This is a genomic window from Micromonospora sp. CNZ296, from assembly GCF_007827635.1.
On sequence record NZ_VISW01000001.1, the window covers coordinates 71,314 to 97,937 of the forward strand.

23 protein-coding genes are annotated in these 26,624 nt (G+C 73.9%); 7 read left to right on the forward strand and 16 right to left on the reverse strand.

What is annotated here, in order from left to right; genetic code table 11:
• Positions 1-3: 3 nt before the first annotated feature.
• Together lipB and FB455_RS00340 are read right to left on the reverse strand one after the other, a co-directional pair.
• Positions 4-645, reverse strand: coding sequence for a lipoyl(octanoyl) transferase LipB (gene lipB, locus FB455_RS00335; protein ID WP_030273076.1), 642 nt, complete (start codon positions 643-645; stop codon positions 4-6).
• Positions 646-719: 74 nt separating this feature from the next.
• Entirely contained in the window at positions 720-2,531 is a 1,812-nt protein-coding gene (locus FB455_RS00340) for a DUF6311 domain-containing protein (RefSeq protein WP_186466360.1), read from the reverse strand.
• Between the two features lie 173 nt (positions 2,532-2,704).
• On the opposite strand from FB455_RS00340, the gene FB455_RS00345 reads away from it, so the two are divergent.
• The gene (locus tag FB455_RS00345) at positions 2,705-3,946 is read left to right on the forward strand and encodes an extracellular catalytic domain type 1 short-chain-length polyhydroxyalkanoate depolymerase (protein WP_145751732.1); all 1,242 of its coding nucleotides are present in this window, start codon (positions 2,705-2,707) and stop codon (positions 3,944-3,946) included.
• 28 nt (positions 3,947-3,974) lie between these two features.
• Here FB455_RS00345 and FB455_RS00350 read toward each other — a convergent pair whose 3' ends face one another.
• The 5 genes from FB455_RS00350 to FB455_RS00370 all read right to left on the reverse strand — a co-directional run bounded on the left by FB455_RS00350 (position 3,975) and on the right by FB455_RS00370 (position 8,990).
• Positions 3,975-4,874, reverse strand: coding sequence for a TIGR01777 family oxidoreductase (locus FB455_RS00350; RefSeq protein ID WP_145751735.1), 900 nt, complete (start codon positions 4,872-4,874; stop codon positions 3,975-3,977).
• 116 nt (positions 4,875-4,990) lie between these two features.
• The gene (locus tag FB455_RS00355; RefSeq protein WP_145751737.1) at positions 4,991-6,001 is read right to left on the reverse strand and encodes an aldo/keto reductase; all 1,011 of its coding nucleotides are present in this window, start codon (positions 5,999-6,001) and stop codon (positions 4,991-4,993) included.
• Between the two features lie 11 nt (positions 6,002-6,012).
• Entirely contained in the window at positions 6,013-6,960 is a 948-nt protein-coding gene (locus tag FB455_RS00360; RefSeq protein ID WP_145751739.1) for an LLM class flavin-dependent oxidoreductase, read from the reverse strand.
• An 83-nt stretch (positions 6,961-7,043) separates the two neighbouring features.
• On the reverse strand, positions 7,044-8,378 hold the full coding sequence (locus FB455_RS00365) for a low temperature requirement protein A (protein ID WP_114921059.1): 1,335 nt from the start codon (positions 8,376-8,378) through the stop codon (positions 7,044-7,046).
• Positions 8,379-8,423: 45 nt separating this feature from the next.
• A complete protein-coding gene (locus FB455_RS00370) occupies positions 8,424-8,990 on the reverse strand; it encodes a TetR/AcrR family transcriptional regulator (protein ID WP_013475705.1) in 567 nt (188 codons plus the stop codon).
• Between the two features lie 147 nt (positions 8,991-9,137).
• Between FB455_RS00370 and FB455_RS00375 the strand changes: the two genes are divergently transcribed.
• On the forward strand, positions 9,138-10,073 hold the full coding sequence (locus FB455_RS00375) for an SDR family NAD(P)-dependent oxidoreductase (RefSeq protein WP_047892935.1): 936 nt from the start codon (positions 9,138-9,140) through the stop codon (positions 10,071-10,073).
• A 62-nt stretch (positions 10,074-10,135) separates the two neighbouring features.
• Here the strand turns inward: FB455_RS00375 and sucB are convergent, their stop codons facing one another.
• Together sucB and lpdA are read right to left on the reverse strand one after the other, a co-directional pair.
• A complete protein-coding gene (gene sucB / locus FB455_RS00380) occupies positions 10,136-11,995 on the reverse strand; it encodes a 2-oxoglutarate dehydrogenase, E2 component, dihydrolipoamide succinyltransferase (protein ID WP_145751742.1) in 1,860 nt (619 codons plus the stop codon).
• Between the two features lie 66 nt (positions 11,996-12,061).
• On the reverse strand, positions 12,062-13,453 hold the full coding sequence (lpdA, locus tag FB455_RS00385) for a dihydrolipoyl dehydrogenase (RefSeq protein WP_123111638.1): 1,392 nt from the start codon (positions 13,451-13,453) through the stop codon (positions 12,062-12,064).
• A gap of 179 nt (positions 13,454-13,632) precedes the next feature.
• Here lpdA and FB455_RS00390 point away from each other — a divergent pair, with 179 nt between their 5' ends.
• The gene (locus FB455_RS00390; RefSeq protein WP_064448299.1) at positions 13,633-13,962 is read left to right on the forward strand and encodes a hypothetical protein; all 330 of its coding nucleotides are present in this window, start codon (positions 13,633-13,635) and stop codon (positions 13,960-13,962) included.
• Positions 13,963-14,036: 74 nt separating this feature from the next.
• On the opposite strand, the gene FB455_RS00395 is transcribed toward FB455_RS00390, so the two are convergent.
• On the reverse strand, positions 14,037-15,605 hold the full coding sequence (locus tag FB455_RS00395; RefSeq protein WP_123111639.1) for a leucyl aminopeptidase: 1,569 nt from the start codon (positions 15,603-15,605) through the stop codon (positions 14,037-14,039).
• A gap of 166 nt (positions 15,606-15,771) precedes the next feature.
• Between FB455_RS00395 and gcvT the strand changes: the two genes are divergently transcribed.
• On the forward strand, positions 15,772-16,896 hold the full coding sequence (gcvT, locus tag FB455_RS00400; RefSeq protein ID WP_030273057.1) for a glycine cleavage system aminomethyltransferase GcvT: 1,125 nt from the start codon (positions 15,772-15,774) through the stop codon (positions 16,894-16,896).
• 10 nt (positions 16,897-16,906) lie between these two features.
• On the opposite strand, the gene FB455_RS00405 is transcribed toward gcvT, so the two are convergent.
• The 3 genes from FB455_RS00405 to FB455_RS00415 form a co-directional block, all read right to left on the reverse strand.
• Positions 16,907-18,196 (reverse strand): DUF2314 domain-containing protein, encoded by a 1,290-nt coding sequence (locus FB455_RS00405; protein ID WP_145751744.1) that lies wholly within the window; start codon positions 18,194-18,196, stop codon positions 16,907-16,909.
• Positions 18,197-18,259: 63 nt separating this feature from the next.
• Positions 18,260-19,033: an adenosylcobinamide-GDP ribazoletransferase gene (gene cobS, locus FB455_RS00410; RefSeq protein ID WP_145751747.1), complete on the reverse strand. Its 774-nt coding sequence runs from the start codon at positions 19,031-19,033 to the stop codon at positions 18,260-18,262.
• Positions 19,023-21,029 carry a bifunctional adenosylcobinamide kinase/adenosylcobinamide-phosphate guanylyltransferase gene (locus tag FB455_RS00415; protein ID WP_145751749.1) on the reverse strand — a complete coding sequence of 669 codons (2,007 nt, stop codon included), beginning with the start codon at positions 21,027-21,029 and terminating at the stop codon, positions 19,023-19,025. Before FB455_RS00415 ends, cobS begins: the two co-directional genes overlap by 11 nt.
• Before the next feature lie 269 nt (positions 21,030-21,298).
• Here FB455_RS00415 and FB455_RS00420 point away from each other — a divergent pair, with 269 nt between their 5' ends.
• Both FB455_RS00420 and FB455_RS00425 read left to right on the forward strand, forming a co-directional pair.
• On the forward strand, positions 21,299-21,499 hold the full coding sequence (locus tag FB455_RS00420; RefSeq protein ID WP_013287723.1) for a hypothetical protein: 201 nt from the start codon (positions 21,299-21,301) through the stop codon (positions 21,497-21,499).
• Entirely contained in the window at positions 21,496-22,290 is a 795-nt protein-coding gene (locus FB455_RS00425; protein ID WP_145751751.1) for a site-2 protease family protein, read from the forward strand. The genes FB455_RS00420 and FB455_RS00425 overlap by 4 nt, the downstream gene beginning before the upstream one ends.
• Positions 22,291-22,342: 52 nt before the next feature.
• Here FB455_RS00425 and FB455_RS00430 read toward each other — a convergent pair whose 3' ends face one another.
• Entirely contained in the window at positions 22,343-23,341 is a 999-nt protein-coding gene (locus FB455_RS00430) for an aldo/keto reductase family protein (RefSeq protein WP_013287721.1), read from the reverse strand.
• A gap of 44 nt (positions 23,342-23,385) precedes the next feature.
• Complete coding sequence (locus FB455_RS00435; protein WP_013287720.1) at positions 23,386-24,045, reverse strand: TetR/AcrR family transcriptional regulator; 660 nt, start codon at positions 24,043-24,045, stop codon at positions 23,386-23,388.
• Between the two features lie 80 nt (positions 24,046-24,125).
• On the opposite strand from FB455_RS00435, the gene FB455_RS00440 reads away from it, so the two are divergent.
• Entirely contained in the window at positions 24,126-24,605 is a 480-nt protein-coding gene (locus FB455_RS00440) for a cupin domain-containing protein (RefSeq protein ID WP_013287719.1), read from the forward strand.
• Positions 24,606-24,685: 80 nt separating this feature from the next.
• Here the strand turns inward: FB455_RS00440 and FB455_RS00445 are convergent, their stop codons facing one another.
• A complete protein-coding gene (locus FB455_RS00445) occupies positions 24,686-26,551 on the reverse strand; it encodes a WG repeat-containing protein (RefSeq protein ID WP_030273048.1) in 1,866 nt (621 codons plus the stop codon).
• Positions 26,552-26,624 lie beyond the last annotated feature (73 nt).

Here is a 26,624-nt window from a genome sequence, read left to right on the forward strand (position 1 = left end):
GGCTCAGACCTGCGTCAACGTCGGCAGGTGCCGCTCGACCACCGGCAGCACGTCGGCGACGGTGATCGGCCGGCCCAGCTCGGCGGTCAGCGAGGTGACCCCGGCGTCGCGGATGCCGCAGGGCACGATCCGGTCGAAGAAGCCCAGGTCGCAGTCGCAGTTGACGGAGAAGCCGTGCAGCGTGACGCCGCGGGCCACCCGGATGCCGATGGCGGCGACCTTGCGGGCCGGGCCCCGGTCGTCCTCCGGCACCCACACGCCGCTGCGTCCCTCGACCCGGCCGGCGGACAGCCCGAACTCGGCGCAGACGTCGATCAGGAGCTGCTCGGTGCGCCGGACGTACGCGACCACGTCGACCGGGTCGGGCAGCCGGACGATCGGGTAGCCGACGAGCTGCCCCGGACCGTGCCAGGTGATCTTCCCGCCGCGGTCCACGTCCACCACCGGGGTGCCGTCCATCGGCCGGTCCCACGGCTCGGTGCGCTTGCCGGCGGTGTAGACGCTGGGGTGCTCCAGCAGCAGCACCGTGTCGCCCTGCTCGCCGGCCACCACCGCCTCGTGCAGCCGACGCTGCTCGTCCCAGGCGGCCTGGTAGTCGAGCAGGCCTGCGCGGACGGCGGTCAGCCCGGAAGTCGTCACGCTCACCCGTCCAGCCTAGTCCCGTCCTCCGGGAACCGGACCCGTGAGCCTCGTCGCCATCGCGGGGGACACGGCGACGGTCAGGCCGGCACCCGCCACAGCCAGACGTCCTCCACCCGCTCGGGCGGGCCGAGCAGCGCGGTGGCGGTGCGCCGCAGCGCCTCCTCGTCGACGTCGAACTTGGCGCCGTGCACCCGGTCCGGCAGCACCACCGCCTGGACCCCCCAGTAGCGCAGGTCCGCCCGGGACTCGCGGATGCTGCCGTCGGTGATGATCGGCACCAGCCCGGTCCGGCCCGCCTGGTCCATCAGCGAGTCGAAGGTGCGCGGCACCGGGCCGATCCGGCCCCGGCCCTCCGGCCCGCCGGGCCCGAGGAAGAAGCCGGACGGGATCCGGAACTCACCCTGCCGGTGGGCGAGCGCGTACGCCTGCCAGCGCTGCCCGTCCGGGTAGACGTCCACGGTCAGCGGCAGCGGCGTCAGCACCCCGTCGGGCGGGACGTAGCGCTGCCAGGCGCCGCTGGTGATGAACTGCGGGATCGGTTCGCGGACGCTGGTCAGCAGCGGCGTGGGCACCAGCGGCAGCAGCGCCGCGGCGAAGCCCAGCGCCCAGGCGAGCCCGCTTACCCGGTGCCGTGGCGGCCGGGCATGCAGCGAGTCGATCGCGTACGCCAGCAGCAGACCGATGACCGGCGCGACCACGAGCGCCAGCCGGGACGGCAACGCCGCGTTGATCACCGGCAGGTTGTCCAGCACCCCGAACGGCAGCGTCTGGTCGAAGCGGCGGCCGTTCCACTTCACAGTCGGGCCCCACGACAGCACCGCGAAGACCACTGCGGTCACCCCGAGCGCCGCGAGGGTGGCCCGGAACGCGCGGTCCGCGCGCCGCCACAGCAGCGCGAAGCAGGCGGCGGCGAGCAGGAGCAGCGGTACGCCGAAGAACGAGTTCTCCTCCGTCGGGTTGGGCGCGAGCGAGGTGCCCCACCCGGCCCAGCCCGCGAGCGACCGGCGCGGGTAGGACCCGTACGCGGCGATGTCCTCGGAGTGGATCAACGGGTCGAACCCGGTGCCGTGGAACCGTTGCGGTCCGAGGAAGTGCAGCCAGAGCGGGTACGCCAGCAGTGCCCCGGCGACGAGCGCTGTCACGCCCAGCCCGGCCGCCATCCGGGGCAGCGCGGCGCGTACCTCGGACCGGCGGGCCGGGTGCAGCGCCCACACCGCGAGGAACACGCCGAGCGCCAGCGCGGTGAAGAACAGCCCTTCGGCGGCGATCGAGAACGCGACAGCCACCAGCAGGCCGAGCACGATCCCGCCGGTGACTGCCCGGCCCGGCCGGCGCAGCCGGAACACGCCCCAGATCAGCAGCGGCACCAGCCAGCCCGCTGTCCAGTTCAGGTGCGCGTTGGCGTGCGACACCATCGCCGGGCAGAAGGCGATGAACAGCGCGCCCACCCCGGCGGCCAGCCGGCTGCGGACCAGATGCCGGCTGAGCAGCCAGTACCAGGCCACCGCCGTCGCGGCCAGGTTGAGCGTGAGGATCACCAGGAACGTCGCGGGCGGCCCGATCAGGTACGTCAACGGCGCGAAGACCGCCGCGTACACGGTGATCGAGGTATTGACCGCGAGGTTCACCCCGTCCGGGACGTTGATCAAGGTGGTGTACAGCGGGTTCTGCCCGTGGGTCAGCGCGTGCCCGCCGAACGCCAGCAGCCACTCGAACAGCGCCTGGTCACTGGAGTTGACGGTGATCGCGCAGCTGTTCGGATCCCGCCACATGCCACTCGTCACCCAGAGGGCCAGGGCCAGCGCGGCGAGCGTGACCAGCAGGTCGGCGCGCCGGTCGCGGACGCGCGTCGGCGCCGGGCCGGCGGCCGGGGACGGGGAGGAGGGCACGCAGCGGACGTTACCAACCGGACCTGGGCAGACCGCCCGGACACGGAACTCGCCGCACACTTCGGTGACCGTGAATGTGTGAGCGGCGGCCATTCCGGTGTGACGAAACGCGGCCGTAACGTCTCGGCAACTCGGAGGTGACTCAGTTCACATTCCACGATCGGGAGGTCCCCGTGCCCCGCTCCTCATCCCTCATCGCCCGCGTCGCCGGGGCGGCGGCCGGGGTCGTGCTGGCCGCGGCCACCGCGCTGGTCGCCGCCCTTCCCGCCCAGGCCGCCTCGCTGACCCAGGTCACCGGGTTCGGCTCCAACCCCGGCAACCTGGCCATGTACGCGTACCGCCCGGACGGCCTGCCCACCGGCGCGCCCGCCGTGGTGCTGCTGCACGGGTGCGTGCAGAACGCCTCGACGTACGTCACCAACTCCGGCTGGCAGAAGTACGCCGACCAGTGGAAGTTCACGCTCATCGCGCCGCAGCAGCCCAGCGGCAACAACGCCAACTCCTGCTTCAACTGGTTCGAGACCGGTGACACCGCACGCGGCCAGGGCGAGGCGCTGTCGATCAAGCAGATGGTCGACTACGCCAAGACCACCTACGGCACCGACGGCGCCCGCGTCTACGTCAGCGGCCTCTCCGCCGGTGGCGCGATGAGCGCGGCCATGCTCGCCGCCTACCCCGACGTCTTCGCCGGCGGCTCGATCATCGCCGGCATCCCGTACCGCTGCGCCACCAGCACCGTCACCGCGTTCAGCTGCATGAACCCGGGCGTGGACAAGACCCCGGCGCAGTGGGGCGACCTGGTCCGCGGCGCGTACCCCGGGTACACCGGCAAGCGCCCCCGCGTGGCGATCTGGCACGGCACCAGCGACACCACCGTGGCGACCGCGAACGCCGCCGAGTCGCGGGACCAGTGGACGAACGTGCTGGGCGTGTCGACCACCCCGACCAGCACGTCCACGCTGCCGGCCGGCACGAGCCTGGAGGTCTACGGCGCCGACCAGGTCCGCCTCTACCGGGTCTCCGGGATGGGCCACGGCACCCCCGTCGACCCGGGTACGGGCGCGGACCAGTGCGGCACCGCCGGGGCGTACTTCCTGGACACCATCTGTTCGACGTACCGGGACGCGGTCTTCTTCGGGCTCGGCGGTGGCGGCGCCTCGCCGAGCCCGACCCCGACGGCCACGGCGTCACCCACGCCGACGGCCTCGCCCACGCCGACCGCCTCGCCCACGCCGACCAGCGCGCCGGCCTGCGTCACCGCCAGCAACTACGCGCACGTCGTGGCCGGGCGGGCCTACCAGTCCGGTGGCTACGCCTACGCGCTCGGCAGCGGGCAGCGGATGGGCCTCTACAACACCTTCTACAAGAGCACGCTGAAGCAGACCGGGCCCGCGTACTGGGTGATCGGCTGCTGATCCGCCGCGTCGCGCCGCCCTCGGCCGGTCACTCGGAGAGGGCGGCGCGCAGCGCGCCCGCCAGGTCCGGGTGCGCCCAGGAGAAGCCGGCCTTGTCGAGCACGGCGGGCAGCACCCGCGCGCTGGTCAGCGCCTCCTGCGCGAAACCGCCGAGCGCCACCTTCAGCGCCACCGCCGGGATCGGCATGATCGCCGGGCGGTGCAGTTGGCGGGCCAGTTCCTTGGTGAACTCGGCGTTGGTGACCGGCGCCGGGCCGACCACGTTCACTGCGCCGGCGATGCCGTCGCGGTTCAGCAGGAACTTCGCGGCGTCGAGCCAGTCCCGCATCGAGATCCACGGCAGCCACTGCCGCCCGTTGCCCAGCTTGCCGCCGACGCCGAGCCGGAACGGCAGCAGCTGCGGCTTGAGCAGGCCGCCGTCGCGGTGCAGCGGCAGTCCGGTACGCAGGCGCACCACCCGTACGCCGGCGTCCTCGGCCGGGCGGGTCGCGGCCTCCCAGACGCGGCAGACGTCGGCGAGGAACCCCTCACCCGCAGGTGCCTCCTCGGTTACCGTCCGGTCGCCGGTGTTGCCGTACCAGCCGACGGCGGAGGAGTTCAGCAGCACCGTCGGCCGGTCGGCGGCGGGCAGGCCGGCGATCGTGATGGCGAGCGTGGTGGTGCTGTCCACCCGGCTGGTCCGGATCACCTTCCGGTACTCGTCGTTCCAGCGCTTGTCGCCCACCCCGGCGCCGGCCAGGTTCACCACCACGTCGGCGTCGGCGACACACTGCGGGTCCAGCTGTGCGGCGGAGGGGTTCCACTGCCGTTCGACGGGTGTGCGTGGCGGGCGGCGGACCAGGCGGGTGACCTGGTGGCCGTCCGCGGTGAGGCAGTCGACCAGTCGGGTGCCGAGGAAACCGGACGCGCCGGCCATGAGGATCCGCATGCTCACATCTTCGAGTACGCGGCGCGATTCGGATGCGTTGAGCGAAATCACTCACTCGTCACGCCCACCGGTTGCGTACCGGCGCCGCCCTCAGCCGGCCGGCCCGGCCTGGCTGGTCAGGCGTCGGCCTTGGCGGTGCGCAGGTCGGCGAGCAGTCTTTCCACCTCGGCGAAGGCTGCCTCCGGCAGCGGCCCGTACGCCAGCGCGCCGAGATTCTCCTCGGCCTGCCCGACGGTCCGGCAGCCGGGGATCGGCAGGGTGTGCGGGCTGCGGGCGAGCAGCCAGCCCAGCGCGCCCTGGGCGAGCGTGCGGCCGTCGGCGGTCAGCGCCTCACGGACCCGGGCCACCCGCTCGGCCCACTCGGCGCGCGGTACGCCGCCGGTGAACCAGTCCAGCCACTCCGGTGCCACGCCGCGCACGTCGTCGTCGCCCCGGGCGGTGGGAGCATCCTGGTACTTCGCGGTGAGCAGGCCCATCGCCAGCGGCCCCCGGTTCAGGGCGGCCAGGTCGAACTCAGCGCAGACCGCGAGCATGGCGGCGTTGTCCCGCAGCACCGACTGGTCGTGCTGGATCGCCGAGCAGTGCGGTCCGGCCTCGGCGAAGGCGCGCGCCGAGGCGGGGTCGTCGGTGCTCCAGCCGTACGCCCGGATCTTTCCCTCGGCGACCAGGTCCTCCAGGGTGCCGACGAGGTCCAGCGCCCGCGGCACCGGCAGGCCGCCCAGGTGGAGCTGGTAGAGGTCGACGTGGTCGGTGCCGAGCCGGCGCAGCGAACCCTCCAGGCTGCGCCGTGCGTAGTCAGGGCTGGCGTCCTCGCCGAGCGCCTGGCGGGTCGCCTCGTCCGTGGGATAGCCGAACTTGGTGGCGATGACCGCGCGGTCCCGGCGGCCGGCGAGCGCGCGCCCGAGCACCCGCTCGCTGTGCCCCGCGCCGTAGTTGCTGGAGGTGTCGAACAGCGTCGCGCCCAGGTCGAGCGCCCGGTGGACGGTACGCACCGACTCGTCGTCGTCCACCTCGCCCCAGCCGAGCGGTTGGGTGCCGTCCCAGAGCGGGCCGCCGATCGCCCAGCAGCCCATACCGATCGCGCTGACCTCGATGCCGCTGCGGCCCAGCCGTCGTGTCGTCGTCATGCGCCCAGTGTTCACTTTCGAGTGTGCTCGAAGTCCAGCTCTTTTCCCGCCAGCCGGGGCAGGAGCGGGGCGAGCGCGTCGACGGCCCCGGCGCGTACCACGAAGCGGGTGACGCCCCAGCGGCGCCGGTGCCCGGCCACGGCAGAGACGATCTCGGCGGGCGTCCCGGCCAGCACGAACGGGGTGGCCAGCACCTCCGCCGGGGTGAGCCCGGTCTCGGCGGCCGTCCCGGCGGCGGCCGCCTCCGCGTCGTCGGTGACGGCGACGTGCTGGACCAGCGCCTCCAGGACCGGCGGCGTCTCCCGGCCGGCCGCTCCGGCCGCCACGTGCGCGAGCTGCGCCTCGATCTGGTCGGCCCGCCACCGGACGGTGTGCTGGTGGCCGTCGGGCAGCGTACGGCCGAAGCCGGCCAGGCCGACCACGTCGGCGTGCCTTCCGGCCCAGCGCAGCAGCGTCGAGTTGGAAGCGCCGACGGTCAGCGGGATCCGGTCCTGGACCGGGCGGGGCCGGTCGAGCCGTGCCGCGTACGTCGTCAGGTCCCCGGTGTCCACGGTGACCTCGTCGCCGGCCAGCAGCGCCCGGACCGCCTCGGCCACCTCGACGCAGCGGCGTACCCGGCCGGCGACGTCCGGGCGCTCGCGCCCGACGGCCCGCCACTCGGCCGGCGTGTGGCCGGCGCCGACGCCGAGCCGGGCCCGCCCGCCGGAGACCACGTCCAGGGTGGCCACGTCGGCGGCGAGCAGGATCGGCTCGCGTACGCCGGCGTTGGAGACGTACGAGCCGAGGCCCAGCCTGCTGGTCACGGCCGCCGCGGCGGCCAGCGCGACGAACGGCGACGCGCAGGAGCCGGGGTGGTCGGCTGCGAACAGCGCGTCGAAGCCGGCCGCCTCGACGGTACGGGCCAGCTCGGTCCAGCTCGCCGCGTCGGTGGGCTGCGCCTGTACGGAGAAGGTCGCCATCGCCTCAGCATCGGCGCACGCCGCGCCGCCGGCCACCCCGCACGCGCCGATTCTGCCGACGGCCGAACGTCACACGGCGGGGTTCATCCGTTCGCGTCGCGGTCCTCGGGTTGCTCGTGCCACCGGGCCCGCCAGGCCGCCTCGTGCGCCTCGTGGCTGGCGCGCTCCTCGAAGACCAGCTTGCGCAGCGCCTGCCGGCCCTCGGCGAAGACGATCACCTCGACGGCCACCATGCCCACTGTGAGGGCGGTCAGCATGCCCAGCGCGGCCAGCCCCGGCACCCGCTCCGCGACCGGGATGGCCACGCCGAGCAGCAGCACCGTCCCGACCCGGGTCCAGCTCACCGTGCGCAGGGTGCGCAGCTGGAACAGCATGTTGCCGCACAGGTAGCAGATCACGCCGCCGTACAGCAGCGGCACGCCCGGACCGTGTGCCGGCTCGCTCGGCGGCACGTTCGGGTCGGCGATCCCGTGCACGATCGTCTCGGCGCCGAGCGCGAACAGGATGATGCCCGCGATCATCGGCAGGAACAGGTATGCGTACGCGTCCCGGGCCATCGCCACCCGGGGACCGTCCTGCGCGACGTGCAGGGCGATCCGGGCGGCCGGCCCGACCATGTCGTAGTGCGCCCACCAGAGCGCGGCGGTGAAGAAGATGCCGAGCACCGCCGCCGCCACGGCCGGCCAGGTGGGCGGCTGGCCGAGCAGATTGCTGCCCACGCCGACGGAGATGACCGACTCGCCGAGCGCGATGATCAGGATGAGGTCGTATCGCTCGGTCCAGTGTTCGGCGGACGCGACGCCCCAGCCCCACGTGCCGGCGAGGATGCCGGTGCCGTACTGGAGCAGGATGACGCCGGCCCACAGCACGTCCCGCAGCACCGCCGCCGAGAACAGGTCGTCGATCCTCGGCGGTAGCAGCGCGGCGACCAGCAGCAGCGCGGTGCTGCCGACCACCTCGGGGGCGAACCGGATCAGTTGCCGGCGCTCGTTCGGGCTGTCCCGGACGGCGTGCCGGTAGAGCAGCAGGTGCACCAGCCGCAGGACGGTGTAGCTGAGCGCCGCGACCATCGGCCCGGCTTCGTTGCCGCGCGGGTCGCGGAACGCGTGCGGCAGCGACAGCGCGAACGTGAACAGCGCGGCCATGCCGACTGTCATGAGCACCGGGACGAAGCCCTCGCCGAGGCGTACCCGGGTGGCGACCACGCTGTGCACCACCCACGACCACCAGAGCACGGCGAGGACCAGCAGCGCGTGCAGCAGCGCCCCGCCGGTCACCTCGAGCGCGGTGGCCCGGGTGATGATGAAGAACGAGAAGACGAAGACCAGGTCGAAGAAGATCTCGAACCGGTCGACCCGGGCGCCCGGGGCCACCGGCACGGCCGGCCCCAGGCGTCCCCGCCACCCGTACGAGCCCACCGGCCGAGTCTGTCAGCGCCGGTCCGGGCCGCGGGCCGATTCCGGTCAGCCCGGCCGGTGGCGCAACCCGTCCATCAGCAGGTCGAGCAGGCGTCCGGCCTGGGCACGCTGGTCCGGCTCGCCCGCCACCAGGGAGACCCCGCTGAGGCTGGCGAGCACGTCGGCGGCGGCCACGTCGGCGCGTACGACGCCCGCTGCGGCGCCCGCCGCGAGCAGCGCCCCGAGCGCGGCGAGCAGCAGGTCGCGGCTCTGCGCGTACGGGTTGGCGCCGGAGGCGATGACCAGCCGCAGCGCGTCGGCCATGCCCCGCTTGGTGGCGAGGTAGTCGACGAACCGGTCCATCCAGGCGCGTAGCGCCGCGTCGGCGGGCTGGGCCGCGAGCAGCGCCGGAGCGGCGTCGCAGAGCTTCTCCAGCTCGTTGCGGTACGCCGCCTCGATCAGTGCCTCCCGGCTCGGGAAGTGGCGGTAGAGCGTGCCGATGCCGACGCCGGCGTCCTTGGCGACCCGGTCCAGCGTTACCTCCGGGCCGTCCTGGGAAAACGCCTGGACCGCGGCGTCCAGCAGCCGCTGCCGGTTGCGCAGCGCGTCCGCGCGCAGCTGTCGGTCGGGCACGGGCACTCCTCCCTCGACCGGGTCGCCGGCCCGGCACGATGGTAACCGGAGCCCCCTCCGATTATGCTGGCGGAGTAACGGAGGATCCTCCGCTTCTCATCGTAGCGGGCGGACATCGGTCCGCGTCGCCGTCGACAAGGATGGACCATGACCAGCTCGACACCAGTCACCACCCCGTTCTCCGCCGAGACAACAGCCCTGGAGGTGGTCCGCGACCTGGACCTGACCGACCGGCGGGCCGTCGTCACCGGCGGCGCCTCCGGGATCGGCGTGGAGACCGCCCGCGCGCTCGCCGCCGCCGGAGCCGACGTCACACTCGCCGTCCGCAACACCGAGGCCGGACAGCGCGCCGCCGACGACATCATCGGCACCACCGGCAACGACCGGATCCTGGTCGCCCCGCTCGACCTCGCCGACCTCGCCTCGGTGGCCGCGTTCGTCCGCACCTGGGACGGGCCACTGCACATGCTCGTCGACAACGCCGGGATCATGGCCTCGCCCGAGATGCGCACCGAGCAGGGCTGGGAGATGCAGTTCGCGACCAACCACCTCGGGCACTTCGCGCTCGCCACCGGGCTGCGCCCGGCGCTCGCCGCGGCCGACGGCGCGCGGATCGTCTCGGTCAGCTCGGCGGCGCACCTGCGCTCGCCGGTGGTGTTCTCCGACATCCACTTCCGGCAGCGGCCGTACGACCCGTGGCTGGCGTACGGGCAGTCCAAGACCGCGAACGTGCTGTTCGCGGTGGAGGCGACCCGCCGCTGGGCCGACGACGGCATCTACACCAACGCGCTGATGCCGGGCGCGATCCGGACCAACCTCCAGCGCTACATCAGCGAGGAGGAGCTGGCGCGGATGCGCAGCGGCAACGCGGCCGCCTTCAAGACCCCGGAGCAGGGCGCGGCGACCTCGGTGCTGGTCGCCACCTCGCCGCTGCTCGACGGCGTCGGCGGCCGGTACTTCGAGGACTGCCAGGAGGCCGGGCCGAACCAGCCGGGCACTCGCACCGGCTGGGCCGCGTACGCCCGGGACCCGGAGGCCGCCGAGCAGCTCTGGACCGTCTCCGAGGCGCACCTGCGCGGCTGACCCGCGGAAACGAGGAAGGGGGCGCGCGGCATGTCGCCGCGCGCCCCCTCGCCGTCTCGGATCTACAGACCCAGCTCGGCCTCGAAGTTGCCGCCCTCCAGCCGCTCCTTCACCGCGGTGAGGAAGCGGGCCGCGTCGGCACCGTCGATCAGCCGGTGGTCGTACGACAGAGCCAGGTAGACCATCGAGCGGATCGCCACGACCTCGCCCAGCTCAGCATCGTTCACCACGACCGGACGCTTCACCACGGCACCCGTGCCGAGCATCGCCGACTGCGGCGACGGCACGATCGGGGTGTCGAACAGGGCGCCCCGGCTGCCGGTGTTGGTGAGCGTGAACGTCGCCCCGGCCATCTCGTCCGGGGTGATCTTGTTGGCCCGGGTGCGCTCGGCCAGGTCGGCGATCCGCTTGGCCAGGCCACCCATGTTCAAGTCACCGGCGTTGTGGATGACCGGCGTGAGCAGCCCGCGCTCGGTGTCCACCGCGATGCCCAGGTGCTCGGCGCCCGGGTAGGTGATCGTCCCGCCGTCCAGGTCCATGCTGGCCTGGATGATCGGGTACGTCTGGAGCGCCTCGATCGCGGCCACCGCGAAGAACGGCAGGAAGGACAGCTTCACGCCGTGCTTGGCCTGGAACGAGTCCTTGGCCCGCGCCCGCAGCTTGGCGACCTTGGTGACGTCGACCTCGACGACGGTGGTCAGCTGCGCCGTCTCGTGCAGCGACTGCTGGAGACGCTTGGCGATGATCGAACGGATCCGCGGCAGCTTCTCCGCGGTGCCCCGCTTGGCGCTCGGCTCCGGCTTGGCGGCCGGCTTGGCCGGGGCGGGTGCGGACGGGGCAGCGGCGGCGGCCGGCGCGGGCTTGGCGGCCTTCGCCTTCTCGGCCGCCTCCAGCACGTCCTGCTTGCGGATGCGGCCACCCACGCCGGTGCCCTTGATCGAGCCCAGGTCCACGCCGTGCTCGGCGGCGAGCTTGCGCACCAGCGGCGTCACGTACCCGGCGGCGTCCTCGCCGTACTCGGACGGAACGCTCGGGCGCTGCGCGGCGGCCGGCGCGGCCGGCTGGGCCGCCTGCTCGGCCTTGGCCGGCTGCGCGGCCTGCTCCGCCTCGGCGGCCGGCTCGTTGTAGGACGCGCCCGGCGTGGGCTCCTCGACCTTCGGCTCCGGCTTCGGCTCGGGCTTCGCCTCGGCCTTCGGCTCGGGCTTCGGCTCGGGCTTCGCCTCGGGCTTCGCCTCGGGCTTCGCCTTCGCGGGCGCGGCGCCGGCCACCCCGACGATCGCCAGCACAGCGCCGACGTCGGCGGTCTCGTCCTCGGCGACCTTGATCTCCTGCAGCGTGCCGGCGACCGGCGACGGGATCTCGGTGTCGACCTTGTCGGTGGAGACCTCCAGCAGCGGCTCGTCCACCTCGACGGTCTCGCCGACCTGCTTGAGCCAGCGGGTGACAGTACCCTCGGTGACGCTCTCGCCCAGGGCCGGCATGGTCACCGGCGTGCCCTCGCCCGACGGCGCGGCGGGCTCGGCCGGCTCCTCGACGGCCGGCTGCTCGGCCTCGGCGCCCGGCTCGGCGGCGGCCTCCTCGGCCTCCTGGGCCTGCTCCGGCTCGGGGCCGGTGCCCTCGGCGGCGGCCGTCGGCTCGGTGGCCGGCTCGGCCTTCTCCGTGGGAGCCGCGCCCGCGTCCTCGCCCTCGCCGGCGATGACCGCCAGCTCGCTGCCGACCTCGGCGGTCTCGTCCTCGCCGACCACGATCCGGCTCAGCACGCCCGCCGCGGGGGACGGGATCTCGGTGTCGACCTTGTCGGTCGACACCTCGAGCAGGGGCTCGTCGACCTCGACGGTGTCACCCTCCTGCTTGAGCCAGCGCGTGACGGTGCCCTCGGTGACGCTCTCGCCGAGCCGGGGCATGGTGACCGATACCGGCATGTTCTCCAGACTCCTTCATTCCCCTGGTGGGATCATCGCCCGTCGCCGGACGCCGCGGTTGTCGTGTCAGGCGTGCGCGTGCAGCGGCTTGCCGGCCAGGGCCAGGTGCGCCTCGCCCAGAGCCTCGTTCTGCGTCGGGTGGGCGTGCACGAGCTGCGCCACCTCGGCCGGGTACGCCTCCCAGTTGTAGATGAGCTGCGCCTCGCCGATCAGCTCACCGACCCGGGCGCCGACCATGTGCACGCCGACCACCGGGCCGTCGTCCACCCGGACCAGCTTCACGTGGCCGGCGGTCTTGAGGATCTGGCTCTTGCCGTTGCCGCCCAGGTTGTAGTTGTAGGTCTTGATCTTGTCGGCGCCGTACTGCTCCTTGGCCTTCGCCTCGGTCAGGCCGACCGACGCCAGCTCCGGGTCGCAGTAGGTGACGCGCGGGATGCCGGCCTCGTCGATCACGGCCGGGTTCTTCCCGGCGATCTCCTCGGCGACGAAGATGCCCTGCTGGAAGCCGCGGTGCGCGAGCTGCAGGCCGGGCACGATGTCGCCGACCGCGTAGACGTTCGGCACGCTGGTGCGCAGCCGCTCGTCGGTCAGCACGTAGCCGCGGTCCATCTTGACGCCCTGCTCCTCGTAGCCGAGGCCGGCGGTGTTCGGACCGCGGCCCACGGCGACCAGCAGCAGCTCGGCCTCGACCGTGTCGCCGCCCTGAATGGTCAGCTTCACGCCCTTGTCGGTCTTCTCGACCTTCTCGAACGGCTTGCCGACCTTGAAGTTGATCTTCCGCTTGCGGAACGCCCGCTCCAGCGCCTTCGACGACTCCTCGTCCTCGGCGGCGACCAGGCGGGGCAGCGCCTCGACGATGGTCACGTCCACGCCGAAGGACTTCCAGACGCTGGCGAACTCGACGCCGATCACGCCGCCGCCGAGGACGATCGCCGACGACGGGACGCGGTCCAGGGTCAGGGCGTGGTCGCTGGTGATGATCCGCTCACCGTCGACGTCCAGGCCGGGCAGGCTCTTGGCGTACGAGCCGGAGGCCAGCACGACGTTGCGGCCGGTGTAGCGCTTGCCGTCGACCTCGACGACGTTCTTGCCGACCAGCTTGCCGGCGCCCGCCACGAAGGTGATCTTCTTGTTGCCGCCCACCAGGCCCTGGAGGCCCTTGTACAGGCGGGAGATCACGCCGTCCTTGTACGAGTTGACCGCCTTCATGTCGATGCCGACCAGCTCGGCCTTCACGCCGAACTGCTCGGACTCGCGGGTCTGGTCGGCGATCTCGGCGGCGTGCAGCAGCGCCTTGGTCGGGATGCACCCGTTGTGCAGGCAGGTCCCGCCCAGCTTGCTCTTCTCGATGAGGGCGACGGAGAGGTCCAGCTGGGCGGCACGCAGCGCCGCCGCGTAGCCGCCGCTACCACCTCCGAGGATGACGATGTCGAAGGTCGTGTCGTTCGGCTCGCTCACATCCAACTCCCAGGTCGCGTCACTGCATCGGGGGTTACGGCGGAGTAACAGGCACACCCCACCTCGGTCATCTTGTCACCACCACGGACCGAGCGCGTACCGAGGTGCCCAACGACACGTCGGTGACACGTACCCTTGGCACCGTCTTCGATGACGGCGCTGGGGGAGGAGTGGATTCGGTGGGGCTGTTCCGACGACGTAAGCGGGCGGCCCCGGCGAGCCGCGACCGCGCCGCCGACCGCGCCGATCTGGACCATCTGGAGAACTTCGTCCGGACCCGCAAGGGCGTCGAGGCGTACATCGAGCCCCGTACGACGGTCACCGAGACCACGATCATGCTGATCGCCGACGACGGCGAGTGGACCCGGCGGCGTGTCGGCGGGCCGGACGAAGCCCGCCGCTGGGCGCACCGGATCGCCATCCCGATCTACGACGTGCGGCTGATGGGCTATCCGCAGCGCATGCGCGACTACAACGAGCGCCGCAAGCGCCGCCCCGAGCTGTACTGACCCGGCTGCGCGCGGGTGTTAAAAAGGGCCCCTTCTACAACGCGAGGCGTTAAGAAGGGGCCCTTCCTTACCCGTCAGCCGTTGGTGGCGACGTCCTCGACCAGGTGCACGAGCGTGCGCACCGGCACGCCGGTGCCGCCCTTGGTCCAGTAGCCGGTCGCCTCGCCCGAGTGGTAGCCCGGACCGGCGATGTCGATGTGCGCCCACGCCACGTCGTCGGTCACGAACTCGCGCAGGAACACGCCGCCCTGGAGCATGTGCCCGGCCCGGTCCATCCCGGCGTTGACCTGCGAGATGTCCGCGACGTCCGACTCCATGCCCTTGCGCACGTCGTCGGGCAGCGGCATCGGCCAGGCCGGCTCGCCGGTCGCGTCACCGGCCACCCGCACCCGCTCGCACAGCTCCGGGGTGCCCATCACACCGGCGATCCGCTTGCCCAGCGCGATCACCTGGCCGCCGGTCAGCGTGGAGGTCTCGAACAGGTAGTCCGCGCCGTCCGCGCAGGCCCGCGCCATCGCGTCGGCCAGCACCATCCGGCCCTCGGCGTCGGTGTTGAGCACCTCCACCTTCTTGCCGTTGAACATGCTGATCACGTCACCCGGCCGGTAGCTGGTGCCCGACGGCATGTTCTCCGCCATCGGCAGGTAGCCGGTGACGGTGACCGACGGCTTGAGTGCCGCGACCGCCAGCATGGCCGCGCCGACCGCCGCCGCGCCGGCCATGTCCGACTTCATCTCCCACATGCCCTGCGCCGGCTTGATCGAGATGCCGCCGGTGTCGAACGTGATGCCCTTGCCGACCAGCGCGACCCGCTTGCCGTTGCCGCCACCGGCGGGCGTGTAGGTGAGCTTCACCAGCCGCGGCGGGGCCTCGGAGCCCTGACCGACGGCGAGGATGCCGCCGTAGCCGCCGGCCGCCAGCGCCGCCTCGTCCAGCACCTCGACCTCCAGCCCCGCCTCGCGGGCGGCGGCGGAGACGACGTCGGCGAACGCCGGGGGACGCAGCTCGTTCGGGGCGGTGTTGATCCAGTCCCGGCTGGTCCGCACCGCACCGGCCACCGCCTGTGCCCGCGCGATCTCGGCCTGGGCGGTCGCGTCGGCCGCGTCCGGCACCGCCACCAGCACCTCGGCCACCGGCTCGCGCCGGGCCGGCTGCGGCTTGGTCTTGTAGCCGGCGAACCGGTAGCCGCCCAGCAGCGCGCCCTCGGCGACCGCGCGCAGCGCGGCCGGGGCGTCGGCGTCGTCGGGCAGCGGCAGGGCCAGGGCGACGCGCGGGGCACCGGCCAGCGCCCGCACCGCGGCACCGGCGGCCCGGCGCAGCGACTCCGGGGCCGGAGCGGCGCCCGAGGGCTCCGGGCCGAGGCCGACCGCCACGACCAGCGGCGCGGTCACGGTACCCAGCGTGGCCAGCTTGATCACCTCGCCCGGGCCACCGGTCGCGCCGAGCAGGGCCAGCGTCTCGGTCAGCTTTCCGTCGAACGCGGCGGCGATGCTCTCCCCGCCGGTGGCCAGCAGCAGGGCGTGGGCGGGTGCGCCGTTGCCCGGCTCGGTGGTCTGGCTGTGCACGCCGATCACGATCGCGTCGACGGCGAGTTCGGCGGGGTCGGTGTCGACCAGGCTGAGGGTGGTGCGGGGCGATGTCACGAAAGCTACTCCGGGCGGGCCGGGCCGGCCGCGTCGTCGCGTACCGGCGATGAAGGTCTCTCCGGCGGCAACCTACCCGCCGGGAGGCGTGGCTGTCCCGCCGATGCGTGCCGACGGGATCCCGCCGATGCTAACCACAGCGGTCCGGGCCGGTAAGTTGCCACCCATGACCGAGGTGACCTCCGACGCCGCCGAGACCCGGCTGCGCCGATCCCCGCTGCACGAGCGGCACACCGCGCTCGGCGCGAAGTTCGCCCCCTTCGGGGGCTGGCAGATGCCGCTGGAGTACGCCGGTGGCGGCGTGCTCAAGGAGCACACGGCAGTCCGCGAGGGCGTCGGCGTGTTCGACGTCTCGCACCTGGGCAAGATCCGGGTCACCGGGCCGGGCGCGGCGGACTTCGTCAACGCCTGCCTCACCAACGACCTCGGCCGGATCACCCCCGGCCAGGCGCAGTACACGCTCTGCTGCGACGACGCCACCGGCGGCGTGGTGGACGACATCATCGCCTACCTGCACGCCGACGACCACGTCTTCCTGGTGCCCAACGCGGCCAACACCGCCGAGGTGGCCCGCCGCCTGCGCGCCGCCGCGCCCGCCGGCGTCACAGTCACCGACGAACACGAGGCGTACGCGGTGCTCGCCGTGCAGGGACCGCGCTCGGCTGAGCTGCTGGGCGCGCTCGGCCTGCCCACCGGGCACGACTACATGAGCTTCTCCACCGCCACGCTCGACGGGGTGGAGCTGACCGTGTGCCGCACCGGCTACACCGGCGAGCTGGGCTACGAGCTGGTCGTGGCGTCCGAGCACGCGGTCGCCGTCTGGGACGCGCTCTTCGCCGCCGCAGACGACGTACGCGCCTGCGGCCTGGCCGCCCGGGACACGCTGCGCACCGAGATGGGCTACCCGCTGCACGGGCAGGACCTGTCCCCGGAGATCACCCCGGTGCAGGGCCGCTCCGGCTGGGCGGTCGGCTGGGACAAGCCGGCGTTCTGGGGCCGCGACGCGCTGCGCGCCGAGAAGGCCGCCGGCCCGGCCCGTACGCTGCGCGGCCTCACCGCCGTCGACCGGGCCATCCCGCGCCCCGGGATGGCCGTGTACGCGGGCGACCGGCAGGTCGGCACCGTCACCAGCGGCACGTTCAGCCCGACGCTCAAGCACGGCGTCGCGCTGGCGCTGGTCGACACCGACCCGAAGCTGGCCGACGGCGACGAGCTGGAGGTGGACATCCGGGGCCGCCGTGCCCGGATGCGCCTGACCAGGCCGCCGTTCGTCAAGCCCTCGGTGCGCTGAGCCGCGCGGGTCAGTCCTCGCCGCGCTCCCCGGCGTCGAGGACTGCCTGCGTCCAGCCGCCCTCCAGCACGCCGGTGCCGTCCAGCACGGCCCAGTCGACCACGTCCGACGCCTCCACCACCACCGGCGAGCCGATCCGCACGCCCGGGTCGGTGTTGGCGTCGCTGGCGCTGGCGCCGACGATCCGTTCCGGGGTGTCCCACGAGGTCACCCCGGCCCAGACGTACTCGGGGCCGTCGTCGCCGGGCAGGCCGTACTTGACCACGAGCTGGCTCTCCTCGGGCAGCCGCCCGGCCAGGAACCGGGCCCGGATGTCGCCCAGCGCCTCTCGGGCGGTCTCCACCGCGCGGCTCATCGCGTCCCCGGTGCGGGTGTAGCGCACGTCCGGCTGAATGCCGTTGAACAGCGTCGCGCAGGCGGCGGCGAAGTAGCGGCCGGGCGGACCCGGATGCCCGGGCGGCGGGTTGAGGCTCAGGAACGAGTCGGCGTCCGGGTCGGTGGCCGGGTCCAGCTCCAGCCGCAGCAGCACCGGCGCGGTCGCGCCGTGCTGCTCCGGATTGCCGTACGCCACGGCGATGTCGTGCCCGGTCACCGTGGCCAGCACCGGAAGCTGCACGAACGCCGGCACCTCCTCCCCGGCGAGCCCGTCGGTCCAGTCCCGCAGCAGCCGCCGGGCCGCGCCGGTCATCACCGCGCCCCACGCCCGGGTCAGGTGGTCCGGTACGCCCTGCGCCTGCAACTCCAGCAGCCCGAACCGGCGCAGTCCCTTGGTGGTGAACCACAGCCCGTCGGAGTCCGAGGAGTAGGGCACCAGCACCCAGTCGACGAGCCGGATCCGGCCCTGCTCGTCGGGCAGCGAGCGCAGCGCCGCCGCCGGGTCGAGGAACTGGAGCCCGAAGACGTCCACCACGTCCCCGCCGACCGTCTCGGCCACCGCCGCGGCCACGGCGCGGGCGGCCCACTCGTGCGCGGGCGGCCAGCCCGGCCGGTACTCGGCCTGCACCACCACGAGGTGGGTGGCGGCGGCCAGCCGGGCCAGTTGCTCCTCGGTGGCGCCGAACGCGGTGAGCAGGTCCGGCGGCAGTTCGGGGAACTCGTCGACGGTGCGGGTGTCCACCGTCATCAGCGGGCTGTCGAGCATCTGCCGGGCCAGCCCGTGGACCGGCTCGGAGAGCCGGCCGGCCAGCCCTTCCACGGCTGTCTTCGGGCTCACCTTGGGCAGCCCGGTGATCGGCACCAGATAGGTCGCGTCGAGCGACTCGGGCACCGGTACCGGCAGGAAGTCGTCCGTGATGAGCATGCCGTCCCCCTCGACCGCGCCGGTGCACTCGCCCCGAACGCTACCCGCCCGGACCGGTGGCGCTCAGCCGGTCAGCACCAGTCCCAGGTAGGACAGCGTGGTGACGATCTCCACGAGCGCTCCGAGCACGTCGCCGGTGATGCCGCCGAAGCGGCGTACCAGGTGCCGCAGCAGCCCGGCCGCGACGGCGAGCGCGGCGAGGACGGCGAGCGGCCCCTGCCACGGACGGTCCGCGACGGCGGGCACCGCCGCCAGCGCGACGGCGACCGCGCCGACCGCCGGTGCGCCCCACCCGACAGTGCCGGCGACGAGCGCGCCCAGGCCCTCGGGCCGGGCCGCCGGCACGCCGCGCCGGCAGGCCAGGCCGACGGCGAGCCGCCCGGCCGCGGTGGCCGCGACCACGGCGGCGAACGCGGCGAGCGCGTTCCGGCCGGCCAGCTCCGCGAGCACCGCGCTCTGGAGCAGGAGTACGACCACGAGCGCGACCACCCCGAACGGGCCGACGTCCGGCTGCTTCATGATCTCCAGCGCGGCCGGACCGCGCCGGTACGAGCCGAGCGCGTCGACGGTGTCGGCCAGCCCGTCCAGGTGCAGGCCCCGGGTGAGCAGCGCGCCCAGCCCCACTGTGACCACCGCGGCGACGAGCGGTGGCGCGAGCGCGCCGGTGAGCAGCAGCACCCCGCCGAGTACGGCGCCGAGCAGCGCGCCGACCAGCGGCGCGAGCGCCATCGCGGTGCCGGCGGCGGCCCGGTCGACCCGTCCGGCGCGTACCGGGAGGGTGGTGAACGTGGTGAGCGCCAGCCGGATGCCGTCGGCGAGCCGCGCCTCAGTCGGCACGTCGGCCGGGGGAGACCGGCTCGTCCGACCCGATCGTGGTCGGTCCCGGCCCGGCCGGCTCCGGCTCGGCGAAGTCCGGTTCGGCCCCGCTGCCGGTCCGGTCGTCGTCGCTGCCGTCGTCGCCGGTGGGCTCGCCGGTGCCGGTGCCGGTGCCGGTGCCGGTGTCGGTGTCGGTGCGGTCGCCGGCGTCGTCGTCGGTGCCGCTGTCGTCGGGGCCGCCCAGCGACGGGTGCACCGGCAGCGTGGCGGCGAGCGTCAACGCGGAGCGCAGCAGCGGCAGCGCGGCCAGCGCGGTCGCCCCCTCGCCCAGGTCGAGCCGCAGGTCCACGAGCGGGGTCAGACCGAGCACGTCGGCGGCGAGCCGTACGCCCGGACGGCCGCCGTGGTCGGGCAGCAGGCACCAGTGCCGGGCCTGCCCGGCCAGGTCGCGGCTGACCATGGCGGCGGCGGTGCCGACCGGCCCGTCCAGCAGCACCGGCACCTTGCGGGCGGTGGCGCCCAGCAGTACGCCGGTGGCCAGCGCGATGTCGCCACCGCCCAGCTCGGCCAGGACGTCCTTGGCCTCCCGGGCGGAGCGCCGGGTGCGGTGCAGCGCGTCCCGCACCGCCGCGCAGCGGACCATCCAGGCGGTGTCGTCGATCTCGCCCTGCTCGGTGACCACCCGGCCGAGCACCGTCGGCGGCTCCGCGCCAGCGGTGGCCGCGAGTACCGCCGCGGCGGCGGCCTCGGCCCCCGCACCGCACGCGGCGAGCACCAGCAGCTGCACCCCCGCGTCGGCGGCCTGCTCGGCGAGCCGCCAGCCGTCGCGCAGCGCCGCCTCGACCTCGTCGGCGGACAGGGCCGGGCCGTCCTCCATCGGCGCCGCGACGGGCGCCTCGACGATCTGCAGGCCGGCCCGGTTCTCGGCGGCGAGCCGGGCCAGCGCGCCCCGGCCGGCGCGGGCCTGCCGGGCGCGGCGCGCCGACTCACCGGGCGTCGCGCCGGCCGACGCGCCGCCCTCGTGGTCGCCCTGGATCAGCAGGACGCGCACCGAGTCCCACGGACGCGGCGTCGAGGTGCCCTGGGTGGCGGCCGCGAAGCCGACCACCTGTTCCAGCACGCCGAGACCGGCGCCGGGGATGTCGAGGGTGGCGAGCCGGTCGACCGCCTGCGGTCCGGTGTAGTCGTCGGGCATCGGCAGTTCCATGCCCGGCTGGATGACCAGGCCGGTGGCGATCATCGGCAGCGCCATGGTGGGGGCGGCCCAGTCGCCCGTACCGGGCTCGTCGGATGTGGCCGGGGCGGGCACCGGGGCGGCGGCCGGGGTGAGCACCTCGGGCAGCGTCACGTCCCCGGCGCCGAGGTCGGCCGGTACGGCCTGGGCCGCCGCGTGATGGGGCGCGGCGGCGCGGCCGGGCTCGGTCTCGGGCGACGTGGTCGCGGGCGGCACGGCGTGCGCGGGGGCCGAAGTGGCCGGCTTCAGCCACGCCGTCTGACCGGCCACCACGAGCGCGACCGCGTCGCAGGCGTCGGCGACCGCGCGGTTGGTCGCGCCGAGCGCGTCGGTGAACGCCCGGCCCAGGGGCGTGGTGGGCACCAGGGACAGGCCCACCTCGGGGCTCACCAGCACCAGCCGGGCCGTGCTGGAGCGCACCGCCGCTGCCAGCTCGGCGATCGTCGCGGTGTCGTCGGCCGGCTGGTGGGCCGGGTCGAGCAGCACCGTCACCCAGCCGCCCAGGTCGTCCACGAGAAGCGTCTCGTTCGGCCCGGCGGCGACGATCACCTCGACCAGCCGGCCCGGATCCGCCGCGGTCTCCTCGGTGCTCCAGCTCCCCGGGCGGCGGGCGCGGTGCGCCGCGAGGCGGGTCGCCCACTCGGTGTCCTCCGGATCCCCGGCCGGGGCGGTGGCCACGTACCGGACCGTGGGCGCGTCGGCGACCAGAGACTCGGCGAACTCGGACTTGCCGGAGCGGATACCGCCGAGCACCAGGAGGGTGTGCCACCCGTCAACGGACATGCCCGTACCTTAGTTCGCCCGCCCGCGTTCCGGGCAGCTCGCCCCTCCCCGCCCTCGCCCCGCCCTCTCGCGGCGCTGATCTTGCACTTGTGGCCCCCGGGATGCCGGGAATGACCGCTCTGTCGGGGCGGAAACCGCAAGATCGCGGGTGCGGCCCGGCGGTGGGGGTGGGCATGATCCATGTGGTGGCGGGCCGTCGTCGGCGGGGCCGACTAGGCTTGCGGAGGTTTGGCGTCCCACGGGACGACGGCGGCGAGGGGAGACGCGGCATGGCGTGGAGCTGGCGGTACGAGGGCACGAACGGCGACGCGGCCGACGGGCCGGCCGAGTCGTTCCCGAGCCAGGCGGACGCCGAGTCGTGGATCGGCCAGGCCTGGCGGGAGCTCGCGGCATCCGGCGTCACCACAGTCGTGCTGGTCGAGGACGACCGGGTGGACTACCGGATGAGCCTGCAACCCCCGGCCGAATGACGGGCTACGACCGCCCGGGCGAGCCGCTGATCCTCGGCGTGCCCCGGGCGGCGTTCCGGCCCAGCCCGATCTTCCTGGCCCTGGTGGCACTCTTCGTCGCCTCCGGGGTGATGACCTGGAACCGGTACGGCAACGTCGGCTTCGACGTGTTCCTCTTCGTCGTCTCGGGCTGGCTGGTCTCGCTGTGCCTGCACGAGTACGCGCACGCCGTGGTCGCGTACCGGTCCGGTGACCGGGACATCGCATATCGGGGTTACCTCACGCTCAACCCGCTGAAGTACACCAGCCCGCTGCTGTCGATCGTGCTGCCGGTGGTCGTGGTGCTGCTCGGCGGCATCGGCCTGCCCGGCGGCGCGGTCTGGGTGGACCGGCACGCGATCCCCGGCCGGCTGCGGCACACGCTGGTCAGCCTGGCCGGGCCGGCGACGAACGTGCTGTTCACGCTGGTGCTGGTCGCGGCGGTGGCGTGGGGGCCGGAACTGGGCGGGCCGCTGGAGTTCTGGGCCGGCGTCGGGCTGCTCGCGTTCCTCCAGCTCACCGCCAGCGTGCTCAACCTGCTGCCGGTGCCGGGCCTGGACGGCGGCAACATGCTCCAGCCCTGGCTCAGCCCCGCCTACCGGCGGATGTACGACCTGTTCGCCCCGTACGGTTTCATCCTGCTCTTCGCGCTGCTGTGGAGCCCGCAGATCAACCGGGTGTTCTTCGGCGCGGTCTTCGCCGTCGGCGACGCGCTCGGCCTGCCGCGCGAGCTGTACCAGATCGGCTATGCCCTGATCCGCTTCTGGGAGTAGCCGGCCCGGTCGTTCCCGGGCCGGTCCGAGCCGGCCCGGGAACGACGCTACGTCACGGGCGCTGAGCCGGGCTCTCGGTCTTTGCCGGATCCCGCTCGGTGACCGGCTCGACGATCTCGTCGATCGCCTTGAGCAGGTCGGCGTCGAGCTTCACGCCCGCCGCCTTCACGTTGTCGTGCACCTGCTCCGGCCGGGACGCGCCGACGATCGCCGAGGAGACGTTCGGGTTCTGGAGCACCCAGGCGACGGCGAGCTGCGGCATGGTCAGCCCGGCCTGCTCGGCCAGCGGCTTGAGCCGCTGCACGCGGGTGAGCACGTCGTCGGTCATGAACCGGGCGATGAACCCGGCGCCGGACTTCTCGTCGGTGGCGCGGGAGCCCGCGGGCGGCGGCTGGCCCGGCAGGTACTTGCCGGACAGCACACCCTGGGCCATCGGCGACCAGACGATCTGGCCGATGCCCAGCTCCTCGCTGGTGGGGATCACCTCGGTCTCGATGACCCGCCACAGCATCGAGTACTGCGGCTGGTTCGAGATGAGCGGGATGCGCAGCTCACGGGCGAGCGCGTGCGCCTCGCGCAGCTGGGACGCCTTCCACTCGGAGACGCCGATGTAGTGCGCCTTGCCGGAGCGTACGACGTCGGCGAAGGCCTCCATCGTCTCCTCCAGCGGAGTGCTGTAGTCGTAGCGGTGGGCCTGGTACAGGTCCACGTGGTCGGTCTGGAGGCGGCGCAGCGAGCCGTCGATCGACTCCATGATGTGCTTGCGGGACAGACCCCTGTCGTTGCGACCGGGGCCGGTCGGCCAGTAGACCTTGGTGAAGATCTCCAGCCCTTCGCGACGCTCGCCCTTGAGCGCGCGGCCGAGCACCGACTCGGCGCGGGTGCCCGCGTACACGTCGGCGGTGTCGAAGGTGGTGATGCCGCTGTCGATCGCGGCGCGGACGCACGCGACCGCCGCGTCCTCCTCGACCTGCGAGCCGTGGGTGATCCAGTTGCCGTACGAGATCTCGCTGACCATCAGGCCGGAGCGGCCCAGGTGACGGAATTCCATGCTCCCGACCCTAGACCCGCCCGGTCGCGGACGCCGTCCGGCGTTCACGCCCCCAGCAGCGCGTCGCGCATCCGGACGGCGAGCCACTGCCGGAAACTCTCCTCCGTCCACCCGCACCGCTGCACCAGCGCCGCGTAGTGCGCCGGGTCGTTGTAGAACCACAGCGCGTCGACCGCGCGGTCGGTGCCCGCGTCCGGCCGGAGCGGGCCGTCCAGGGTGAGCAGCCGGTCGACCACCATGGCGGCGCCCGCGCGGCGGTTGCGCAGCAGCGTCTCCCACAGTTCGGCCACCTCGGGCGCCTCGTCCGCCGCGCGGCGGACCGTCTCGAAGGCGCCGGCCGCGCGGTGGCCGATCAGCGTGCAGACCCCGGCGTACGCGTCGAGCACCGCGCCCTGGTCGGACGCCTCCCAGACCGGCTGGAACCAGGGGCGGCGCGCCACCGGCACCGGCTCGTCGTCGCCGGCGAGCGCCTCGTCGAGCACCTGGCGCAGCAGGGCGGCCTTGGAGCCGAATGCGGCGAACACGGTGGGCCGGGCGACGCCCGCCTCGGCGGCCACGTCGGCCAGTGACGTCGCCGCGTAGCCGCGCGTCACGAACAGGTCGGTCGCCGCCCGCACGACCGCCTGACGGGTACGCCGGGCGCTCTCCTCGCGCACCGCCGAGCGGTAGGGGCGCGTCGACTTGCCGTCCTTGACTCCAGCCATGACCTCGCGATACTAACAATCTATTCACTAGACTCCTGGCTATCGAATGTTCCCGCGTTCACTGAAATCGGAGGTCACCCATGTCCGTCCGCCCCTACCTGCTCGGCCCCGACGACGGCGAGGCGTACTGGTTCCTCGGCAACCTGTGCACGTTGAAGGCCGGTGGCCGGCACACCCGGGACCGCCTCACCGTCGCCGAGTTCGTGAACCCGCCGGGCTTCGCCCCGCCCCTGCACCGCCATCAGGTCGAGGACGAGATGTTCTACCTGCTCTCCGGCACCGCCCGATTCCACTGCGACGGCGAGACGCTCACCGCCGGTCCCGGTGACTTCGTCCTGCTGCCGGTGGGCCTGGCGCACACGTTCGTGGTCGGCCCGGACGAGCCGTTGCGCGCGCTCCAGATCACCACCCCGGCCGGGTTCGAGCGGTTCGCCGCGGAAGCAGGCGTACCGGCTCCGCACCGCCGGCTGCCCGACCCTGCGCCGATCGACCCGGCAGCGCTCGGGCACGCCGCAGCCCGCAACGGCATCGAACTGCTGGGCCCTCCGCCGACGGCGTGAGCGGCCGAGCCGGGTCGCCGGGGCGGCCAGACGCTGACGGGCCGGGTCGCCGCCGCTCGAGGTGGCGTGCCGGGCGCGGGTCAGAGCACCGGGCTGGCGTCGGCGAGCAGCCGGTCGATCTCCGCGACCACCGCCGCGCGCCCCGGATGCACCGGGTCGATGAGCGGCTCGCCGCGCCGGTCCAGCGCGCCCCACCGGCCCGACTCGGTGGCGACCAGGAACGCCACCGGATGCACCACCACCGTCGGGTACGCCGGTGGCACCACCACCCGCCCGGCCCGGTCCACCACGCCGCGGCGACCGGCCAGCTCGACCACCGCCAGTCCGTCGGCGGTGAACCCGTCGACCTCGCGACCGTCCGCGAGCGGCGTGCCGAGACGGTGGTAGCGGGTCGGCACCACCACCTCGCCGGTCAGGTCCACCGCACCCCAGCCGCCGTTCTGCCGTACCGCCGCCAGGCCGTTGCGGAACGGCTTGGCCTCCTCGTACCCGGGCGGGATCTTCACGATGTTCATCCGGTCGACGGCCATCCACCGGCCCTTGCCGTCCATCGACACCCAGGACAGCCCTTCCGAGAAGGGCACCACCGCCCGGTAGCCGTTGTTCGCCTCGATCAGCGCCGCGCCGGACGTGTCGATGAGCGCCCACCGGGACGCCTCCGGCCGGCGCACCCAGGCCATTCCCTCGTGGAACGGCTGCGCCTCGGCGTACCGGTGCGCGATGACCATCTCGCCGTCGGCGTCCGCGTACCCCCAGAGCTCTTGCTCCTCGTCGAACGTCGCCGCCGGCGGACGCGGCGTGCCGAGCACCTCCTCGGGCCGGCGCGGCGCGGGCCCGAAGCCGTCGGCGGCGGCCCGCTCCGCGACCGCGTCCAGCGCGACCTCGACCCGGGCGTTGAGCTGCGCGTCCTCGCCGTGACGCAGGTCCAGCGCCCGCTCGAAGTGCAGGCACGCCTCGGTCAGCCGGCCCTGGTCGTAGCAGGACCGCCCGGCGTGCTCGTGCAGCAGCGCACGCAGCCGGTCCGGCAGCTCCGGCGAGTTCGCCTCCGCGAAGAGCCGGTCCGCCTCCGCGTGTTCACCCCGCCACCGCAGCGCCTCGGCGAGGCGCGCGCGGGCCAGCGCGGTCCGCCGGAACTCGCCGGTGGCCTCCGCGTACGTGACGGCGAGCCGCGCGTCCCCGAGCGCGTCGTCCAGGTCACCGAGGACCCGGGACGCCACCGCGCGCAGGCTGAGCAGCCGGGCCCGGCTGCGGTTGTCGAGCGTGGTGTCGAGCTTGCCGGTGAGCCCGTCCCGGATGACCCGCAACTGGGCCGGGTCGGGGGCCTGCTCGCGCAGCGTCAGCGGATCCAGCTCCCAGCCGACCGCGGCGAGGGCCTGCTCCGGGTCGACAGGAGGCGGCGGCTCGGCGTCCGCCGCAGGTCCGGCGCCGTCGTCGGTTCCGGCTTCTTCGGGGGTACGCCGATCCTGCGCGTCGTCGGCGTCGGCGTGCTCGGTGCTGTTGGTGTGCTCGGCGCTGCCGGCGTGGTCGGCGTCGTGCTCGGTGCTTGTCGGCGTCGGTTCGGCGTCGTCGGCCTGCGCCTGTTGCGCGGGTGCGGCAACGGTGGTGTCCGTATCAGCGGCCGCGTCGACCGGGTCCGGGGTGGACGATGTGGGCGCGGAGTGGTCGGTGCCGTCTGCCGCCGCTGGTCCCTGGGCTGTGCCGTCGGCGATGGTCTCGCGCGTCGTCTCGTCGGCAGTGCTCTCCGGTGCCGCGTCGTCCTGCCGGGTCTCGGTGGTGCCGGAGGCGGCGACATCGTTCGGAGTGCGCTCCGGCGCAGGGCTGAGCCGCTCGGGTGCGGCAGCCATCGCGCCGTGCGGCTCGGGCTCGGCGCGCGGACCGTCGGGTACGGGAACGCTGGTGTCCGCCGTCGTCGGCTCGGCCGTCGGCGGGGTGATCGGCGCGTGCACGGGTACGGCCGGTGCGTCGGTGGTCGTTGCGGCATCGGCCGATGCGCCGGCGGTCGACGCGTCCACGGCCGAG

Bases quoted from the DNA above. Each gene is read 5' to 3' on its own strand.
- FB455_RS00405 (WP_145751744.1), bottom strand. From the start codon at position 18,196: ATGCTCATCACGGACGACTTCCTGCCGGTACCGGTGCCCGAGTCGCTC.
- gcvT (WP_030273057.1), top strand. From the start codon at position 15,772: ATGACCGAGGTGACCTCCGACGCCGCCGAGACCCGGCTGCGCCGATCC.
- FB455_RS00420 (WP_013287723.1), top strand. From the start codon at position 21,299: ATGGCGTGGAGCTGGCGGTACGAGGGCACGAACGGCGACGCGGCCGAC.
- FB455_RS00415 (WP_145751749.1), bottom strand. From the start codon at position 21,029: ATGTCCGTTGACGGGTGGCACACCCTCCTGGTGCTCGGCGGTATCCGC.
- FB455_RS00435 (WP_013287720.1), bottom strand. From the start codon at position 24,045: ATGGCTGGAGTCAAGGACGGCAAGTCGACGCGCCCCTACCGCTCGGCG.
- sucB (WP_145751742.1), bottom strand. From the start codon at position 11,995: ATGCCGGTATCGGTCACCATGCCCCGGCTCGGCGAGAGCGTCACCGAG.
- FB455_RS00350 (WP_145751735.1), bottom strand. From the start codon at position 4,874: ATGCGGATCCTCATGGCCGGCGCGTCCGGTTTCCTCGGCACCCGACTG.
- FB455_RS00360 (WP_145751739.1), bottom strand. From the start codon at position 6,960: ATGGCGACCTTCTCCGTACAGGCGCAGCCCACCGACGCGGCGAGCTGG.
- FB455_RS00375 (WP_047892935.1), top strand. From the start codon at position 9,138: ATGACCAGCTCGACACCAGTCACCACCCCGTTCTCCGCCGAGACAACA.
- FB455_RS00425 (WP_145751751.1), top strand. From the start codon at position 21,496: ATGACGGGCTACGACCGCCCGGGCGAGCCGCTGATCCTCGGCGTGCCC.
- FB455_RS00440 (WP_013287719.1), top strand. From the start codon at position 24,126: ATGTCCGTCCGCCCCTACCTGCTCGGCCCCGACGACGGCGAGGCGTAC.
- FB455_RS00355 (WP_145751737.1), bottom strand. From the start codon at position 6,001: ATGACGACGACACGACGGCTGGGCCGCAGCGGCATCGAGGTCAGCGCG.
- FB455_RS00430 (WP_013287721.1), bottom strand. From the start codon at position 23,341: ATGGAATTCCGTCACCTGGGCCGCTCCGGCCTGATGGTCAGCGAGATC.